This window comes from Acinetobacter sp. Ac8, assembly GCF_055392545.1.
Window position 1 is genome coordinate 177,902 of sequence record NZ_AP043689.1, and the last position, 17,292, is coordinate 195,193.

Below are 17,292 nucleotides of genomic sequence, written 5' to 3' on the forward strand. Positions count from 1 at the left end.
AACAATTTTTATTATTGAAGATCAAGGCAGTATACGGGCTTAAGTGACTGCCAAATTATATTAGGAAATCTAAAGGTCATGGCCTCATTTGAATTTTTAGACGATGGACAAACCGATAACAACGGTCAAGCCCGTTTTACTGTGTTTGGTGTTGGTGGCGGCGGTGGTAATGCCGTACAACACATGGTGCAATCTGACATTAAGGGTGTGAAATTTGTTTGTGCAAATACAGACAAGCAAGCCCTTGATCGTATGAATGCGCCTTTTAAAATGCAACTTGGTGAGCAAAGCACACGTGGTTTGGGTGCCGGTGCTAATCCAGATGTAGGTCAAATTGCTGCTGAAGAAAGCCGTGAGCAAATCCGTCAACATCTTGAAGGTGCGGATATGGTATTTGTGACTGCTGGAATGGGCGGTGGTACAGGTACAGGTGCTGCACCCGTTGTTGCTGAGATTGCTCAAGAAATGGGTATTCTTACTGTAGGTGTAGTGACAACACCATTTAACTTTGAAGGTCGTCGTCGTCAACGTTCGGCTGAAAAAGGGATTGAAGCATTAGAACAACATGTTGATTCTTTAATTATTATACCGAACCAACGTTTACTCAGCGTTTATGGCGACATCTCTATGCAAGATGCTTACCGTAAAGCAGATGACGTGTTGCTGAATGCGGTACGGAGTATTTTTGATCTGGTTGTTCGTCCGGGTCATATTAACCTTGACTTTGCTGACTTGAAAACTGCGATGAGTACACGTGGTTATGCAATGATGGGTGAAGGAAAGAGTAGCGGTCCAGACCGTGCTGAAGAAGCTGCACGTTTGGCGATCCGTAGTCCGTTATTGGATAATGTAAATATCATGAATGCCAAAGGGGTGTTGATTAACATCACGGGCGGTGCTGATGTGACTTTACGTGAAACTGAAGTGATTACAGATGTTGTGAACCAGATTGTTGACCTTGAAGAAGGTGAAGTATTCTTTGGTACTGTATTTGATCCAGACGCACGTGATGAAATTCGTGTCACTGTGATTGCTACAGGTTTAACACGTAATGCCAGTGATGCAACTGAAGCAAAACGCAGAACCCATATCAGCAATGTTGCGCAATCATATAGCCAGCAAGCCAGCCACAACACTGTGGTTGATGAAGATGATGTTCCAGCGATCAATAAACGTCAAGAAGATGGTGCACCTGTTGCAGCACCAAGTTCAAGCGGTCGTTCTACGCCAATGAGTATTCAAGATTATTTGAAAAATCAACAGCGTAAATGATTGATAATTATTAAAAATAATTAATATCAACGAAAAAGGTAGTGAGATTCATTACCTTTTTTGTTTTTTATCAATGGCTAAATGTGCTAACGTATAGCGGATTTGAGAATGAAGACCGAATTAGCATGTTGAAACAACGTACCCTGAAGCGAGTCGTTAAAGCGAGTGGCATCGGACTACATAGCGGACAAAAAGTCATGATTAACTTTTTGCCACATGTGGCGGACGGGGGTATTGTATTTCGCCGTATCGATTTAAATCCACCTGTCGATCTGCCAGCAGATGCCATGCTGATTCAAGAAGCATTCATGTGTTCCAATTTGGTCAGTCATGAAACCAAGGTTGGCACCATTGAACATGTCACCAGTGCAATCGCTGGCTTGGGTATAGATAACCTGATTATAGAAGTGTCTGCTTCTGAAATACCAATTATGGATGGTAGTGCAGGTCCATTTATATACTTACTCATGCAGGGCGAATTAGTAGAACAAGACGCACCGAAAAAATTTATTCGGATTCTCAAACCTGTTGAAGCACTCATAGAAGATAAGCGCGCAATTTTTACCCCTCACGATGGTTTTCAAATCAACTTCACCATCGACTTTGATCATCCTGCTTTTGCAAAAGAATACCAATCGGCGACCATTGATTTTTCAACAGAAACGTTTGTCTATGAAGTCAGCGGCGCACGTACTTTTGGTTTTATGAAAGATCTCGATTATTTAAAAGCCAATAATTTAGCCTTGGGTGCGAGCTTAGATAATGCTGTTGGTTTAGATGATACCGGCGTGGTCAATGAAGAAGGTCTACGCTTTGCAGATGAGTTTGTTCGGCATAAAATTTTGGATGCAGTTGGTGACTTATACCTACTTGGACATCAAATTATTGCCAAATTCGATGGTTATAAATCGGGACATGCACTGAACAATCAACTTTTACGCAATGTTAAAAGTGATCCAAGCAGCTATGAAATTGTAACATTTGATGATGAGAAGCTGTGCCCAATTCATTTTGTCAACGTGACATAAGTCTTTGTCTTTTAGGCATTGTGTTATAGTGTAACAATAAAAAGTGTGATATCTGTCATATTTTGATCAGTTTTAATCTTAATTTAATCTAATCAGTTTACTTTTTATTGCTTGCCAAACGTAGTAAAGCTTGGCTAAGCTTAGGGTCGCTCACAAAACTAGCGGCATTTTGTAACATTTCAGATGTTGCAGGTTGTATGCTTTTTACAGTTTTATGGCGTTGTGGGGGTGTTTCAGTATTGCTGTTTTGAATACGTAAACGAACTTGCAGTTTTTGTAAATCACGAAGTTCGTTGATTTGTGATAATTGAGAAATATACTGTTTTTGAAGATAACCGAGTTGACTAATCATGGCTTGATTTTCACCGGTGATGGTCAAAATACCGTATTGATAACAGACAACTCGCCAATTCTCAGGTTGAGGAAGTAGCGGTTGAATTAATTTAGTAAGTTTTTGCCATTCGGCAACTTGCTTTGTAAGAAACGATAAGTTTCCTGTTTTTAAGTGTTGTCTTGTTGGTTGAAAGACGTTTTTTGGTTCAGACATACATGGTTCCTACATATTTATGTCCTATCTTAAGCGCTCATTTCGATAGATATCAAGGATGAGATCACTCAAGAAACTTGACTAAGAACAGTTAAAGAGGTTTTTATGCATACGCGACGTATTTTATTGGCTTTTACTTTAGCAGCTTCCGCTGCAACCGCTGCATTTGCAGACTTGGTTCAATCACCAGATCGTTTAGAACAATTATCCAAGACTCTATCTCAAGGCTCTTATAATCCAGATGATTTAGATCTTCCTGCTTCAGCAAAGATGAATATTACTTTACGTAGCCAGGATGCGCCAATCGAGTTAAACAATGCAAGTATCGCTAAAAAATACGGTTCTAGCGCAAACTCTGCTTCTCGTTATACTGCAAACTCTCCATATTCTTGGTTAGTCACTCATCCTCTTCCAGACATGAAGCGCGTAAGCTCTGATTTTGGTGGTCGTACAATGGGTGGTCGTGCCGAACATCATTCTGGTTTAGATCTTTCAGCACCAAGTGGTACACCAATTTATGCAACAGGTCCTGGTATCGTAACCAAGTCTGGTTGGGGCACTGGTTATGGTCAATATGTAGAAATTAACCATGGCAATGGCTATATCACACGTTATGCGCATGCTTCACGTCTAATTGCCCGTGTGGGTGATCAGGTGAAGGCTGGTGAACATATTGCCAACGTGGGTTGTACTGGTCGTTGCACAGGTCCACATTTGCATTACGAAGTAGTGAAAGATGGTCAACGTAAAAATCCATCTTCTTACTTAGCCATGTTGCCATAACGCTAAACATTTAATTGTTGAGCTTATGATTGATGCTCTGTATGCATGGTTGAATTCGTAGTCGCGATGAATTAAATACTGTATTCAGACTATCATCAAATAAAAAATTATTTTGTATAAAAAACCGCCTTTATTGGCGGTTTTTTGTTATTTTAAGTGTTAATTAGTCAACAACTATTTAGTTGCTAAATAATCCTTACAATCTGCATTTGGCTGTAACGATAACTTAACAGGCCTAAAACATGATACATATAATATATAGAAAACTATTCAAGGAGTAAGTGGGAAATGGCGTATTATGGTGATAGCGACGCTCAGGAAACACAAGAATGGCAAGATGCCTTTGATTCAGTGCTCCAGCATATGGGTACGGATCGTGCTGCGTTTTTATTAGAAAAATTATATCAACAAGCAATTTCGAAGCATGTACCTATTCAGCGTCTAAATACCCCTTATTTAAATACCATTCCAGTTGAAGAATCTCCAGCGATGCCAGGCGACCAAGATATGGAGCGTCGTATTCGAGCATTAATTCGTTGGAATGCTTTGGCAATGGTTCTACGTGCCAATAAAACAGGTGATGACTTAGGTGGTCACTTGGCAAGTTTCGCGTCTTCAGCAACCCTATATGATGTCGGCTTTAACCATTTCTTCCGTGCCAATAGCGATAGCTTTGGTGGCGACATGATCTATTACCAAGGTCACTGCGCCCCAGGTATTTACGCACGTTCATTTTTAGAAGGTCGTTTGACCGAAGATCAATTGAGCAATTTCCGTCGTGAAGTGGGTGGTCAAGGGCTTTCAAGTTATCCTCATCCTTACTTAATGCCAGATTACTGGCAGTTCCCAACTGTTTCGATGGGCCTTGGTCCAATCATGTCAATTTATCAAGCGCATATTCAAAAGTACTTGATGAATCGTGGTTTGATCAAAGAAGAAAACCGTAAGGTTTGGGCGTATCTTGGCGATGGTGAAATGGATGAGCCAGAAAGCTTAGGTGCAATCTCGCTTGCGGGTCGCGAAAAATTAGACAACTTAATCTGGGTGGTTAACTGTAACTTACAGCGTCTAGATGGTCCTGTACGTGGTAACGGTAAAATCATTCAAGAGCTAGAGTCACTGTTCCGTGGTGCAGGCTGGCGTGTGATTAAGGTGGTCTGGGGTCGTCATTGGGATCCTTTATTGGACAAAGACACCTCAGGTGCTTTAAAAGCCCGTATGGATGAAACGCTAGATGGTGAATACCAACGCTACCAAGTAAAAGGTGGCGCTTATACCCGTGAAAAATTCTTTGGTAAATACCCTGAAGCTGCGGAGTTGGTAAAAGGCTTAAGTGATGAAGATATTGATAATCTGAATCGCGGTGGTCATGACCCATACAAAGTGTATGCCGCGTATGCTGCAGCAATGACCAGCAATGGTCAACCGACTGTAATCTTAGCGAAAACAGTGAAAGGTTATGGTTTGTCTGACGAAATTGAAGCTGTCAACAAAACCCACCAAATCAAGAAAATGCAACACGATTCATTGAAATATGTACGTGACCGTTTCAATTTACCATTCTCTGATGAGCAACTTGAAGAGCTTCCATTCTATCGTCCAGGTGAAAACTCACCTGAATTGAAATATATGAAAGCACGTCGTGAAGCTTTAGGTGGTTATTTACCTGCACGTCGTAAAGACAGTGAAGTATTGGCGATTCCTGAGATTTCAGTATTTGATGGCGTGCTTAAAGGTAGTGGTGGTAAAGAACAATCAACCACGATGGTTATGGTGCGTTTGATTGCAGCATTGTTAAAAGAAAAAGCCATTAAAGACCGTGTTGTGCCTATCGTACCTGATGAAGCGCGTACCTTCGGTTTAGAAGGCATGTTCCGTCAGTTGGGGATCTATGCTGCGCATGGACAAAACTATACCCCAGAAGACCAAGAACAGCTCATGAACTATCGTGAAGCGAAAGATGGTCACATGTTGCAAGAAGGGATCAATGAAGCAGGTGCAATGAGCGCTTGGTCAGCATTGGGTACCAGTTATTCAACCAATAACTTACCAATGATTCCGATGTATATGTATTACTCAATGTTTGGTTTCCAACGTATTGGGGATATTGCATGGGCAGCGGGTGACTCTCAGGCACAAGGCTTCTTGTGTGGTGCAACAGCTGGTCGTACAACATTAAATGGTGAAGGTTTACAACACCAAGATGGTCATTCTCATATCTTGGCAGGAACGATTCCAAACTGTGTAGCGTATGATCCTTGCTTTGGTTATGAGTTAGCTGTGATTGTGCATGATGGTTTACAACGTATGTATGTGAATCAGGAACGTGTGTTCTATTACTTGACGCTCATGAATGAAAACTATGACCAACCTGCATTGCCTGAAGGTGCTGAAGAAGGCATCAAACGTGGTATGTACTTGTTCAATAAAGATGAAAAAGCCACAGTTCAGTTATTGGGTTCAGGCGTGATTCTGCGTGAAGTGATTAAAGCTGGGCAAATTTTACGTGATGAATACCAAATCCATTCCAATGTATGGAGTGTAACAAGCTTCAATGAATTGGCACGTGATGGTATGGCTGTTGAAGAATACAATCGCCTACATCCACTTGAAGACGGTAAAGAGTCTTGGGTTTCTCAGCAATTACGTGACACGGATGGTATTGTTGTTTCAGCAACAGATCATATGCGTGCCTATAGCGAACAGATCCGTGCTTATCTTCCAGATAGCCGTCCATATGTAACATTGGGTACAGATGGTTATGGTCGTTCAGATACACGCAGTAATTTGCGTAGTTACTTTGGTGTAGATGCGGCACATATTGTGGTTGCAACATTGAAAAAACTTGCTGATGAAGGTGAAGTTGATCCGCGTTTGGTGAAAGATGCAATCTCTTCATTTGAACTTGATGTTGATCGTCCAGTTGCATGGTTACCGCAAGCGCACCCATCTGTACAAGAAGTTGCTGCTTATACTGAAGTGACAGAGGAGAAATAATGATGCAAGTTAAAACTCCTGATATTGGCGTTGATAAGGCCACTGTTGCAGAAATCTTGGTGAAAGTCGGGGATACCATCGCTGTTGATGACAGTATCGTTCTACTTGAGTCAGACAAAGCCTCTGTTGAAGTGCCAAGCACTTCAGCAGGTGTGGTTAAAAGTATTGCTGTTACGGAAGGCGATGAAGTTTCAGAAGGTGCTGTGTTGATCGAAGTTGAATCTGCGGATGCAACAGAGACAGAATCACCAGCACAACCTGCTCAAGAAGCTGCAAAAACTGAACCTGCTGTAAAAACTAAAGCTGAACCTGTGGCGTCTGTTGCACCTTCTGCATCTACGACAGCTTCATCTCAAACAGTTGAAGTTCAAGTGCCAGATATTGGTGTTGAAAAAGCTTTGGTCGGCGAAGTTCTGGTTAAAGTGGGCGACGAAATTGCGGTAGATGACAGCATCGTTGTAGTGGAATCGGATAAAGCAACGGTTGAAGTTCCAAGTACAGTTGCTGGCACGGTTGAAAGTGTTGTGGTCAAAGAAGGCGATAATGTTAAAGAAGGTGTGGTACTGATTACAGTGAAAACTGTAGGGGCTGCAACGACTTCGGCGGCAGCACCTGCTGAAGCGCCTCAACAAACGTCAGCAACACCAACTCAAGCTGCTGCACCAGAAGCATCAGCGCCAGCCCAATCGGGTAAAGTTGAAGTTGCTGTTCCTGATCTGGGTGTAGATAAAGCAACAATTTCTGAAATTTTGGTGAGCGTAGGCGATCAAGTTGAAAAAGACCAAAGCCTTTGCGTTGCTGAGTCGGATAAAGCCTCTGTAGAAGTACCAAGTACGGTTGCTGGTACGGTGACGGCGATCCATGTGGAATTGAATCAGTCTGTAAGTCAGGGCACTGCTTTGGTAACGATTGAAGCACAAGGTCAGACTGCATCAGCACCGCAAGAAAAACCAGCCGCTCCAGCATCACAAGCTGCATCAGCACCAGCCGCGAAAACGACAGCTTCAACGCCAAAAGCTGAAGTGGCCGTTGCTCAAGCGGGTACTGAAAAGTTATCTAAAGCACAACAAGCTGAAAATGCTAAAGTTTATGCTGGTCCAGCCGTGCGTAAGCTTGCGCGTGAACTGGGTGTGGTTTTATCACAAGTCGAGGCCTCTGGCCCTCATGCACGTGTGATGAAGGATGATGTTTTTGCTTTTGTTAAAGCCAAATTGACTGCACCGCAAGCAGCAGCTCAAACAACTGCTGCGCCAGTCGCTTCAGGTTTGCCTGCATTACCAGATTTCAGTGCATTTGGTGGTAGTGAAATTGCACCAATGACGCGTTTACAGCAAGTGTCTGTACCGCAATTGTCATTAAACAATTTTATTCCGCAAGTGACACAATTTGATTTAGCAGATATTACTGAACTAGAAGCTTGGCGCGGTGAGTTAAAAGGGAAATTTAAGCAAGATGGTATTAGCTTAACGATCCTTGCCTTTATTGCAAAAGCGGTGGCGTTTTTACTCAAAGAAGAGCCTTATTTTGCAGGTCACTTGGCAGATGATCAAAAGTCTGTGCTGTTGCGTAAAGAAATCCATATGGGAATCGCTGTGGCGACACCAGATGGTTTAACTGTTCCAGTATTGCGTAATCCTGATCAAAAATCGATTAAGCAAATTGCCATTGAATTGGGTGAGTTAAGTAAAAAAGCACGTGATAAGAAACTTTCTCCGAAAGACTTACAAGGTGCAAACTTTACTATTACTAGCCTAGGTTCAATTGGTGGTACTGCATTTACGCCATTGGTGAACTGGCCGCAAGTTGCGATTTTGGGTATCTCACCTGCAACGATGCAACCAGTATGGAATGGCTCAGGCTTTGATCCAAAACTGATGTTGCCATTGTCATTGTCTTATGACCATCGTGTGATTAATGGTGCGGATGCTGCGCGATTTACCAATAAATTGACCAAGTTGTTATCAGATATTCGTAACATCTTGCTTTAAGTTTTAAATTATAGAAGACCTCGCTTTAGGCGAGGTTTTTTATATGGATCTGATTTTGTTTTATCAATAATTTTCAAACCTGCTTTAAAGTCATTATTCAATATAGTCAATCTGTCAAAAAACTCAGGCACAAGAATATAATTTCTCTTAATTAATATTTTTAATTAAATCAATCGGCGACATCCCTGTCGCCCCACGATGGGATAACCATCGTGGGTTCAAAATTAGTGAAGAAACGAAATTGAATTCATCCTCTGCGGGCATTAAAAATGCTTCGGCACGATATTTTTTGAAGTTTATCTGAGCTTTAAATTTTTTAATTTTTAAAAATTGAAAATGATTGATAAAGCGTTGTAGAATAGCTGTACTTCATTGGGGAGTAGCCGCTGTTTGTCATCTGCGAGATGATAAATGGGTGATGATCAACATAATTACTCAACAGAGTATGGTCATCATAGCAAAGAACCAATTTAGCTGAAGGTGTTTACTCAGCTATCTTTTGTTGGCAAGACCTTTGATTTATCACTCCGCGTTGAATAGGCGACTATTCATATTGGCTAGCAGGAGGGGTAAGTCATCGGTAAATATTGCTAGCCAGAGACTTTGAAATGTTAAATGCCTTCCTCATCTCTTTAGTGGTTGTCGCTTTATCCGAAATGGGCGATAAAACACAACTGCTCGCATTACTTCTTGCTGCACGTTTTCGTAAACCTATTCCTATTTTATTTGCAATTTTATTAGCAACTATTGTCAATCATGGGGTATCGGCTGTGCTTGGTCAGTGGATTACCACAGTCCTTAGCCCGACAGTATTACTTTGGATTGTGTCACTTGGCTTTATTGGTATGGCCGGGTGGATGTTAATTCCAGATGAGTTGGATGATGAATCTGAAAGTATTAATAAATGGCAAAAATATGGGGTCTTTGGTGCAACCTTTGTATTATTCTTCCTTGCAGAAATTGGGGATAAAACCCAAATCGCCACAGTGGCACTTGCTGCACGCTTTGACAGCATCGGTTGGGTAACTCTAGGTACGACATTGGGGATTATGTTGGTCAATGCACCTGCTGTATTTATTGGCAATAAATTGGCAGATAAATTACCTATTGCTCTGATTCATAAAATTGGAGCTGCAATCTTCTTTATTATTGGTGTCGCCGCTTTAGTTCAGCATTACTTTTTTTAAGCGCAATTTTCCAAGCTGATTGAACATCAATAAAGGCATCTATTTTTAAAGCTGAAAACCCAACTTAATGTTGGGTTTTTTATTATTCTGAGAATGATGACACAAATAATCTTTAAACTTAGGTTGTAGATTTATTGTAACTTTGAAGAAAACCTTATATGTTGTATGGGATAACTAAAGATTTATTTTAAAAAAGGTTTTGGGGTTTCTGGTATGGCTTTAGATCGCACCACGTCGCAAGTTTTGTTTGATAATGGCACTCATAAATGTATAAGTTTTACCAGTTTGGTGAAAGGTGAAGGTGTACAAGCCAATCAGTTTCTTATTTTAAATAATGAACGTGCAGCAGTATTAGATCCGGGCGGTGATTTGACCTATGTGCCCCTGACCATGGAGCTCAATAAATACACCCGATTACAAAATTTAGACTATGTCATGGCATCTCACCAAGACCCTGACATCATTACCTCAATGCCGCGTTGGTTGGTCTATACCGATGCCAAAGTGGTCGCATCTAAATTATGGGCACGCTTTTTACCTCATTTAAACTCAGCATTTATGAGTGACCGTATGAAAGGGGGCTGGTTAGAACGTCTAATCGAATTGCCTGACCAAGGTGGCTCTATTCCATTGGGAGAAACGCGCATCATCGTAGTTCCTGCGCATTTCTTACATTCCGTTGGAAATTTCCAGTTTTACGATCCAATTTCAAAAATTTTATTCTCAGGTGATATGGGTGCATCGATTGTTGATGATGCCTCGAAACCAATTGAAGATTTTGCAATGCACATTCCAACCATGCATGGTTTTCATCAGCGCTATATGTGTACCAATCGGGTGATCCGTTTATGGGTGAAAATGGTGCGTCAAATGGATATTGAAATGATTGTGCCGCAACATGGTAAGCCGTTTATTGGTAAAGAGATGATTCATCAGTTTTTAGACTGGATCGAAAATTTACAATGCGGTGTCGATTTGATGGATGAGTCCGTGTTTACCTGTCCGCAATAAAAAATTCAAAAAAGATATTGAGTTTGAGTGCGACTTTTTTTAGGATTTTCTTGCCAAAATTTTAAATTGATAACGAGAATCTTAAAAAAATGTTGTCACAAATCTCAGCACAGGATGCGTGCTTAAGTTGCGGAGCGTGTTGCGCCTTTTTCCGAGTCTCATTTTATTGGGCAGAAGGAGAAGCCATGCCGCCAGATTATGTCGAACCTTTGACAGCCGTGTATTCTTGTATGCAGGGCACCAATCAAAAGCAACCACGTTGTGTGGCATTAAAGGGTGAGATTGGACAGCAAGTCAGCTGTAGTATGTATGAGCAACGGAGTTCTTCATGCAAACAGGTACATGCTGGGGATTCACAATGTGCAAAAGCAAGACAAGGCTATGGTTTAATTCCCCTGATCGAAATAGAAGTCGCTACCCCCAGCAATGATGAAGACTTTGATCAGGTGTGTTAACGCTTCATTGGGAAAATTTAGGATATTAAGGCAGAAACTGTAAGTCGACAGTCTACTGTGGTGTTAAATCCACGATAATTTTATATTCAAAGCCCATTTTTATTTCAATAAGATACTGAAAAATAAAGTGTGATCGAGAATAAGATAAATCGGCACAATAAAAAATGAAAATTGAACGGAAATTTGTATATAATAGCTCACGGAAATTACCAGCGAGACTGTTATGTTGACCATCGTTCAAGAAGCGCTAACCTTCGATGATGTCTTATTACTCCCTGCCTATTCTACTATCCTCCCAAAAGATGTCTCTCTAAAGACACGCCTCACACGCGGCATTCAACTGAACATCCCTATGGTTTCAGCAGCAATGGATACTGTGACTGAGTCACGTATGGCGATTGCAATGGCGCAAAACGGTGGTATTGGTATTTTACATAAAAACATGGATATTTCTGCACAAGCTGCAGAAGTTCGCCGTGTAAAAAAATTCGAAGCGGGAATGGTGAAAGATCCAATTACCGTGACACCTGAAACCACGATTCGTGATTTGATGGCAATTACACAAGCCAACAACATCAGCGGTGTACCTGTCGTTAAAGATGGCAAAGTGGTTGGGATTGTAACTGGCCGAGATACTCGTTTTGTAACGAACTTGGAACAACCAGTAAGCAATATCATGACAGGGCAAGATCGACTTGTGACTGTTCGTGAAAATGAATCGAAAGAAAATATTCAAGCATTATTGCAAAAACACCGTATTGAAAAAGTATTGGTGGTTGATGAAAGCAATGCATTAAAAGGCTTAATTACAGTTACAGATTTCCGTAAAGCGGAATCTTATCCAAATAGCTGTAAAGATGAATTAGGTCGTTTACGTGTTGGTGCTGCAGTGGGTACTGGCGCTGAAACCCCAAGTCGTGTTGAAGCTTTGGTTGAAGCAGGCGTTGATGCGATTGTAGTGGATACAGCGCATGGTCATTCTGCGGGTGTGATCGAACGTGTCCGTTGGGTGAAAGCAAACTTCCCTCAAGTTCAAGTGATTGGCGGTAATATCGCAACGGGTGATGCTGCTTTGGCATTACTTGATGCAGGTGCAGATGCGGTGAAAGTGGGTATTGGTCCTGGTTCAATCTGTACGACACGTATCGTTGCAGGTATTGGTATGCCACAAATCTCTGCAATTGACAGTGTTGCCAATGCATTGAAAGACCAAATTCCATTGATTGCTGATGGTGGTATCCGTTTCTCTGGGGATATGGCAAAAGCGATTGGTGCTGGTGCAAGCACAATTATGGTGGGTTCACTTATGGCGGGTACTGAAGAAGCGCCTGGTGAAGTTGAATTCTTCCAAGGTCGTTATTACAAAGCATACCGTGGTATGGGTTCTTTGGGTGCAATGGCTGGTGCGACGGGTTCTGCCGATCGTTATTTCCAAGACTCGAAAGCAGGCGCTGAAAAATTGGTTCCAGAAGGGATTGAAGGCCGCGTACCGTACAAAGGTCCAATGGGCAATATCGTACATCAAATGATGGGCGGTTTACGTTCATCTATGGGCTATACCGGTTCTGCAACCATTGAAGATTTACGTCAAAATGCAAAATTTGTGAAAATCACCGCTGCAGGTATGCAAGAGTCACATGTGCATGATGTAACGATTACCAAAGAAGCACCGAACTATCGTGTAGGTTAATCTTTTGTAATATTTTGATTGGAAAAAGCCGTCAGTTTATGACGGCTTTTTTATTTTGGTGTAAAGTAGTAAACCTTAAAAATTGATTGTTATACAACACATAATAAGTGGGTAAAAGATGAGTTATTTTGGAACAGACGGGATTCGTGGAAAATTTGGTGAACTCCCAATTACCCCAGAATTTGCACTTAAACTCGGATTTGCGGCAGGGAAAGTATTAAAGCAAATTAGCCCAAAATCAAAACCAATTGTGGTTTTAGGTAAAGATACCCGTTTATCGGGTTATATTCTTGAAGCAGCTTTACAGGCGGGTCTCAATGCGGCAGGTGTTTATGTACATTTGCTTGGACCGCTGCCGACCCCTGCAATTGCCCATTTAACCCGTGCATTGCATGCCAACTTAGGGATCGTGATTTCTGCTTCGCATAACCCTTATTTTGATAATGGAATTAAATTCTTTTCAGATGAAGGGAAAAAGCTCCCAGATACGATTCAAGATGCGATTAATCGAGAGCTTGAGAACGATATCATTATTGAAGACACCGCAAACTTAGGTAAGAGTGTACGTGTTAAAGATGCCAATGGTCGTTATATCGAGTTTTGTAAATCGACATTCCCATATCATTTCAATTTACGCCATTTAAAAATTGTGGTGGATTGCGCCAATGGTGCAGCGTATAGCGTAGGTCCAGCAGTATTTCGTGAATTAGGCGCAAAAGTTATTGCGCTTTATAACGAACCAGATGGTTTAAATATCAATAAGGATTGTGGTTCAACACATCCTGAAAATTTACAAAAAGCCGTGATTGAGCATCAAGCAGATTTAGGTATTGCTTTTGATGGCGATGCAGATCGTGTGGTTTTGGTCGACCGTTTTGGTAAATTGATTGATGGCGACCATATTCTGTATATTTTAGCAACCCAAGCATCTCAAAAACCGGCGGGTATCGTCGGTACAGTGATGAGTAACATGGCATTAGAATTGGCACTTGAAAAAGCCAAAGTGCCTTTTGTGCGTGCTAAAGTGGGTGATCGCTATGTATTGCAAAATTTAGAAGAAAACAACTGGGTGACTGGTGGCGAACCATCTGGTCATATTTTGACTTTAGACAAGAGCACAACAGGTGATGCAATTATTGCAGCCCTGCAAGTGTTAACAGTATTGGTTGAACAGAATAAATCTTTAGATGAATTGGTTGCAGATTTTAAAACTTTACCCAATGTTTTGGTCAATGTTCGTCTTGAACAAATGTTTGACCCATTTGCAGTGCCAGCATTGGTTGCCGAGTTTGATAAAGTAGAAGCCACACTTAAAGGACGTGGGCGAATTTTAATTCGTAAGTCAGGGACGGAACCGATCATCCGTGTTATGGTAGAAGGCGATAATCTGCAAGAAGTAACTGATTTGGCAAATCATTTAGCAGATGCTGTTCGTCAAAATGCGGCTTAAAATATTGTATCGTCTGTAGAAGGTTTTGCTTCATGCGTGATGTAATTAAAGACTTAAGTGAGCTTCGTCTTACTTATCAAAAAGGTGAACTCCATGAGGAGCAAGTGGATGCTCATCCTCATGCGCAGTTTCTCAATTGGTTTAATTTGGCTTTAGAAGCAAAACTGCATGAACCCTATGCAATGTCGTTGGCAACCGCAAATGCACAAGGGCGTCCACATGTGCGTACTGTGTTATTGCGTGGTGCTACCGAGGCTGGTTATGATTTTTATACCAATTATGACAGTCAAAAAGGCTTAGATTTAGCTGAAAATCCTTATGCAGAATTGCTATTCTATTGGCCTGAGTTAGAACGTCAGGTTCGTGTGGGTGGTCAAGTTCAGAAAATATCTGAACAAGAATCTACAGATTATTATCATAAGCGTCCGCGTGATAGCCAAATTGCAGCACATATCAGCACCCCACAAAGTGGCGTGATTGAAAGTCGTGAACATTTACAACAGCGTTTTCAAGCGTTGTATGATCAAGTGGCTGAAAAGAATGAATTGGCTAAACCCGAATTTTGGGGAGGCTATCGTTTAGAGCCGACGTATTATGAATTCTGGCAAGGCCGCCCAAATCGCTTACATGATCGCCTAACTTATGAAAAAGTAGGTGGATCTTGGACAATACAACGTTTGATGCCATAAATGCAAAAATTACAAATTAAACAACGACCATTGATCACACGCCCTGAAAACTTTCAGGGCGTGTTACCCTTTATTGCTGAAATTTTAGCCCGTCGTGGTGTGCAATCTGAACAAGAATTAGATTTAAAGCTTAAATATTTACTTGCACCAGAAATGAAAGGTTTGGAGCAAGCCATTCAAATAATTGATCAAGCTTTAGATCAAGAAAAAAAAATTGTGATTGTCGGTGATTATGATGCAGATGGTGCCACCAGTACCGCACTGATGATGCTGGCTTTACGAGAAATGGGGGCCAATGTTGAATACCTTGTTCCAGATCGTTTTAAATATGGTTATGGCCTAACCCCTAAAATTGCCGATTTGGCTTTTGAAAAATATCAGCCTGATCTATTAATTACGGTCGACAATGGAATTTCCAGCCATGCAGGTGTAGCACAAGCACAGTCACATGGAATGCAGGTGATTATCACCGATCACCATTTAACGACCAAGGAAACGCCTCAAGCTGAAGCGGTTGTTAACCCAAATCAGTTAGGGTGCGAATTTCCAAGTAAGGCTTTGGCTGGCGTCGGCGTGGCATTTTACCTATTGGCAAAGTTAAGTAGCCATCGGACAAAACTGGGGAAGTCCGCTGCAAAAATGCCGCAATATTTGGATTTGGTTGCTTTGGGCACTTATGCCGATGTTGCCAGCCTCGACCATAACAATCGTATCTTAGTGGATGCAGGAGTTAAACGGATTCAACAGAATCAATGTCGTGCTGGGATTAGTGCCTTATTAGACATTGCAGCGCGTGATCCTGCTGAGTTAAAAGCCTCTGATTTAGGTTTTGTGTTAGGCCCTCGTCTTAATGCCGCAGGGCGTATGGAAACCATGGACATCGGTATTGAATGTCTTTTGGCAACCGATACGCAGACAGCTCACGCTTTGGCACGCCAGCTCAATGAGTTAAACTTAGAACGCCGTCAAGTTGAGTCGGAGATCAAACAAGAAGCTTTAGCTGCGCTGGAAAATCTACAGCTTGATCAAGATCATTTACCCGCAGCGCTGGTCATGTTTGAAGAGCATTGGCATCAAGGGGTGATTGGTATTGTGGCAGGCCGTTTAAAAGAGCAATTTCATCGCCCCAGTATTGTATTTGCGGCAGATAAAGATGGGATTCATATCAAAGGTTCCGCACGTTCGATTGATGGTATTCATATTCGAGACAGTATTGAAAAAGTTGCCGAGCAATATCCTGATTTGATTAGTCATTTTGGTGGGCATGCGGCTGCGGCGGGATTGACTATTCAAAAGCAACATTTTGAAGAATTTAAACAACGTTTTACTGAGTTGGTTGCTCAATCAGATGATGCGCTATTCCAAGCGGTATTATGGACGGATGGTGAATTACCTGCTCAGGCATTTCAACTGCAAACTGTAGATACTTTGACGCAATTGGGACCGTGGGGGCAAAAGTTTCCTGCACCGGTATTTGAAGGGCGTTTTAAAGTCATCGATTATCGTTGGTTAAAGGAAGTGCATCTGAAATTGCGTTTAGCTTTGGAAAATGGCCAACCGATTGATGCGATTGCCTTTAATGTACGTGATAAATTCAATTTTGATCCTATGCAAGATATGGTACGTATTGTTTATGAATTGGATAAAAATCAATTTAATGGCAATGTGAGTTTGCAGTTAAGAATGCTGCATTTAGAACAGTAAATTTAGGCGAAAGAAGCGCTTATATAAGCGCTTTATCTATTTGATACCCACTATAATAGTTAATACATCTCATTTTAGAACGCGTATAGCCTTATCTTACATTCAAAATTTAAATACATTTGTGTAGTTAAGGCCTTTCTCTGCACTATAAAAAGTAGTGCTTCTAACTAGATTTGCGGATTAAACATCAAAGAAACTTATTTCCCTTCTTTAAGTCATAGATTAATATAGGTTTAACGCTTTTTTATGCTTAAAAGAATCTAGAAAAATGAAAATATGGATTGCAGTGCTTTTTATTCTGATTTCAAATACAGCCTTTGCAAATGTAATTAAATGGAACGAAAATAATATTAATTGGCTGTCTTATGAAAAAGGCTTACAGATTGCTGAACAAGAGAAGAAACCCATTTTATTGGTGTTTTATGCTAACTGATGTGGTGCTTCTAAGCGATATGGAAAAGTATTTTATGATGATGAGGTTGTAAATCTTT

General features: G+C 41.2%; 14 protein-coding genes and 1 riboswitch. Of the genes, 13 read left to right on the forward strand and 1 reads right to left on the reverse strand.

Annotation, left to right across the window (positions count from 1 at the left end; all coding sequences use genetic code 11):
• The first annotated feature begins 78 nt into the window (after window positions 1-78).
• Complete coding sequence (gene ftsZ, locus ACZ5QH_RS00800) at window positions 79-1,272, forward strand: cell division protein FtsZ (protein WP_004718620.1); 1,194 nt, start codon at window positions 79-81, stop codon at window positions 1,270-1,272.
• A gap of 125 nt (window positions 1,273-1,397) precedes the next feature.
• Window positions 1,398-2,300, forward strand: coding sequence for a UDP-3-O-acyl-N-acetylglucosamine deacetylase (gene lpxC, locus ACZ5QH_RS00805; protein ID WP_016539103.1), 903 nt, complete (start codon window positions 1,398-1,400; stop codon window positions 2,298-2,300).
• A 97-nt stretch (window positions 2,301-2,397) separates the two neighbouring features.
• Here lpxC and ACZ5QH_RS00810 read toward each other — a convergent pair whose 3' ends face one another.
• Window positions 2,398-2,847, reverse strand: coding sequence for a hypothetical protein (locus ACZ5QH_RS00810; RefSeq protein ID WP_034611264.1), 450 nt, complete (start codon window positions 2,845-2,847; stop codon window positions 2,398-2,400).
• A 105-nt stretch (window positions 2,848-2,952) separates the two neighbouring features.
• Between ACZ5QH_RS00810 and ACZ5QH_RS00815 the strand changes: the two genes are divergently transcribed.
• The 11 genes from ACZ5QH_RS00815 (at window position 2,953) to ACZ5QH_RS00865 (ending at window position 17,234) form a co-directional block, all read left to right on the forward strand.
• On the forward strand, window positions 2,953-3,630 hold the full coding sequence (locus ACZ5QH_RS00815) for a M23 family metallopeptidase (RefSeq protein ID WP_004718614.1): 678 nt from the start codon (window positions 2,953-2,955) through the stop codon (window positions 3,628-3,630).
• Window positions 3,631-3,918: 288 nt separating this feature from the next.
• Window positions 3,919-6,627 (forward strand): pyruvate dehydrogenase (acetyl-transferring), homodimeric type, encoded by a 2,709-nt coding sequence (aceE, locus tag ACZ5QH_RS00820; protein WP_004818397.1) that lies wholly within the window; start codon window positions 3,919-3,921, stop codon window positions 6,625-6,627.
• A 2-nt stretch (window positions 6,628-6,629) separates the two neighbouring features.
• Window positions 6,630-8,615, forward strand: coding sequence for a 2-oxo acid dehydrogenase subunit E2 (locus ACZ5QH_RS00825; protein WP_244015942.1), 1,986 nt, complete (start codon window positions 6,630-6,632; stop codon window positions 8,613-8,615).
• 362 nt (window positions 8,616-8,977) lie between these two features.
• Window positions 8,978-9,135: riboswitch (yybP-ykoY riboswitch) on the forward strand.
• Between the two features lie 88 nt (window positions 9,136-9,223).
• Window positions 9,224-9,802 (forward strand): TMEM165/GDT1 family protein, encoded by a 579-nt coding sequence (locus tag ACZ5QH_RS00830; protein ID WP_004818402.1) that lies wholly within the window; start codon window positions 9,224-9,226, stop codon window positions 9,800-9,802.
• A gap of 213 nt (window positions 9,803-10,015) precedes the next feature.
• A complete protein-coding gene (locus tag ACZ5QH_RS00835) occupies window positions 10,016-10,813 on the forward strand; it encodes an oxygen-binding di-iron domain-containing protein (RefSeq protein WP_004718609.1) in 798 nt (265 codons plus the stop codon).
• Between the two features lie 89 nt (window positions 10,814-10,902).
• Complete coding sequence (locus tag ACZ5QH_RS00840; RefSeq protein ID WP_081407361.1) at window positions 10,903-11,268, forward strand: YkgJ family cysteine cluster protein; 366 nt, start codon at window positions 10,903-10,905, stop codon at window positions 11,266-11,268.
• A gap of 223 nt (window positions 11,269-11,491) precedes the next feature.
• On the forward strand, window positions 11,492-12,958 hold the full coding sequence (guaB, locus tag ACZ5QH_RS00845) for an IMP dehydrogenase (protein WP_004718605.1): 1,467 nt from the start codon (window positions 11,492-11,494) through the stop codon (window positions 12,956-12,958).
• A 118-nt stretch (window positions 12,959-13,076) separates the two neighbouring features.
• Entirely contained in the window at window positions 13,077-14,408 is a 1,332-nt protein-coding gene (glmM, locus tag ACZ5QH_RS00850; protein WP_004818404.1) for a phosphoglucosamine mutase, read from the forward strand.
• Window positions 14,409-14,440: 32 nt separating this feature from the next.
• On the forward strand, window positions 14,441-15,097 hold the full coding sequence (pdxH, locus tag ACZ5QH_RS00855) for a pyridoxamine 5'-phosphate oxidase (protein ID WP_224964561.1): 657 nt from the start codon (window positions 14,441-14,443) through the stop codon (window positions 15,095-15,097).
• Window positions 15,098-16,801, forward strand: a complete 1,704-nt coding sequence (gene recJ / locus ACZ5QH_RS00860) for a single-stranded-DNA-specific exonuclease RecJ (protein WP_303576956.1) — start codon at window positions 15,098-15,100, stop codon at window positions 16,799-16,801. It begins immediately after the preceding gene.
• Window positions 16,802-17,069: 268 nt separating this feature from the next.
• Window positions 17,070-17,234 (forward strand): hypothetical protein, encoded by a 165-nt coding sequence (locus ACZ5QH_RS00865; protein WP_303576955.1) that lies wholly within the window; start codon window positions 17,070-17,072, stop codon window positions 17,232-17,234.
• Window positions 17,235-17,292: the final 58 nt, after the last annotated feature.

Excerpts from the sequence above, each read along its gene's own strand:
- ACZ5QH_RS00825 (WP_244015942.1), top strand. The coding sequence starts at position 6,630 with ATGCAAGTTAAAACTCCTGATATTGGCGTTGATAAGGCCACTGTTGCA.
- pdxH (WP_224964561.1), top strand. The coding sequence starts at position 14,441 with ATGCGTGATGTAATTAAAGACTTAAGTGAGCTTCGTCTTACTTATCAA.
- ACZ5QH_RS00835 (WP_004718609.1), top strand. The coding sequence starts at position 10,016 with ATGGCTTTAGATCGCACCACGTCGCAAGTTTTGTTTGATAATGGCACT.
- ACZ5QH_RS00810 (WP_034611264.1), bottom strand. The coding sequence starts at position 2,847 with ATGTCTGAACCAAAAAACGTCTTTCAACCAACAAGACAACACTTAAAA.
- recJ (WP_303576956.1), top strand. The coding sequence starts at position 15,098 with ATGCAAAAATTACAAATTAAACAACGACCATTGATCACACGCCCTGAA.
- ACZ5QH_RS00830 (WP_004818402.1), top strand. The coding sequence starts at position 9,224 with ATGTTAAATGCCTTCCTCATCTCTTTAGTGGTTGTCGCTTTATCCGAA.
- ACZ5QH_RS00840 (WP_081407361.1), top strand. The coding sequence starts at position 10,903 with ATGTTGTCACAAATCTCAGCACAGGATGCGTGCTTAAGTTGCGGAGCG.
- ACZ5QH_RS00865 (WP_303576955.1), top strand. The coding sequence starts at position 17,070 with ATGAAAATATGGATTGCAGTGCTTTTTATTCTGATTTCAAATACAGCC.
- ftsZ (WP_004718620.1), top strand. The coding sequence starts at position 79 with ATGGCCTCATTTGAATTTTTAGACGATGGACAAACCGATAACAACGGT.
- guaB (WP_004718605.1), top strand. The coding sequence starts at position 11,492 with ATGTTGACCATCGTTCAAGAAGCGCTAACCTTCGATGATGTCTTATTA.
- lpxC (WP_016539103.1), top strand. The coding sequence starts at position 1,398 with ATGTTGAAACAACGTACCCTGAAGCGAGTCGTTAAAGCGAGTGGCATC.
- aceE (WP_004818397.1), top strand. The coding sequence starts at position 3,919 with ATGGCGTATTATGGTGATAGCGACGCTCAGGAAACACAAGAATGGCAA.
- glmM (WP_004818404.1), top strand. The coding sequence starts at position 13,077 with ATGAGTTATTTTGGAACAGACGGGATTCGTGGAAAATTTGGTGAACTC.
- ACZ5QH_RS00815 (WP_004718614.1), top strand. The coding sequence starts at position 2,953 with ATGCATACGCGACGTATTTTATTGGCTTTTACTTTAGCAGCTTCCGCT.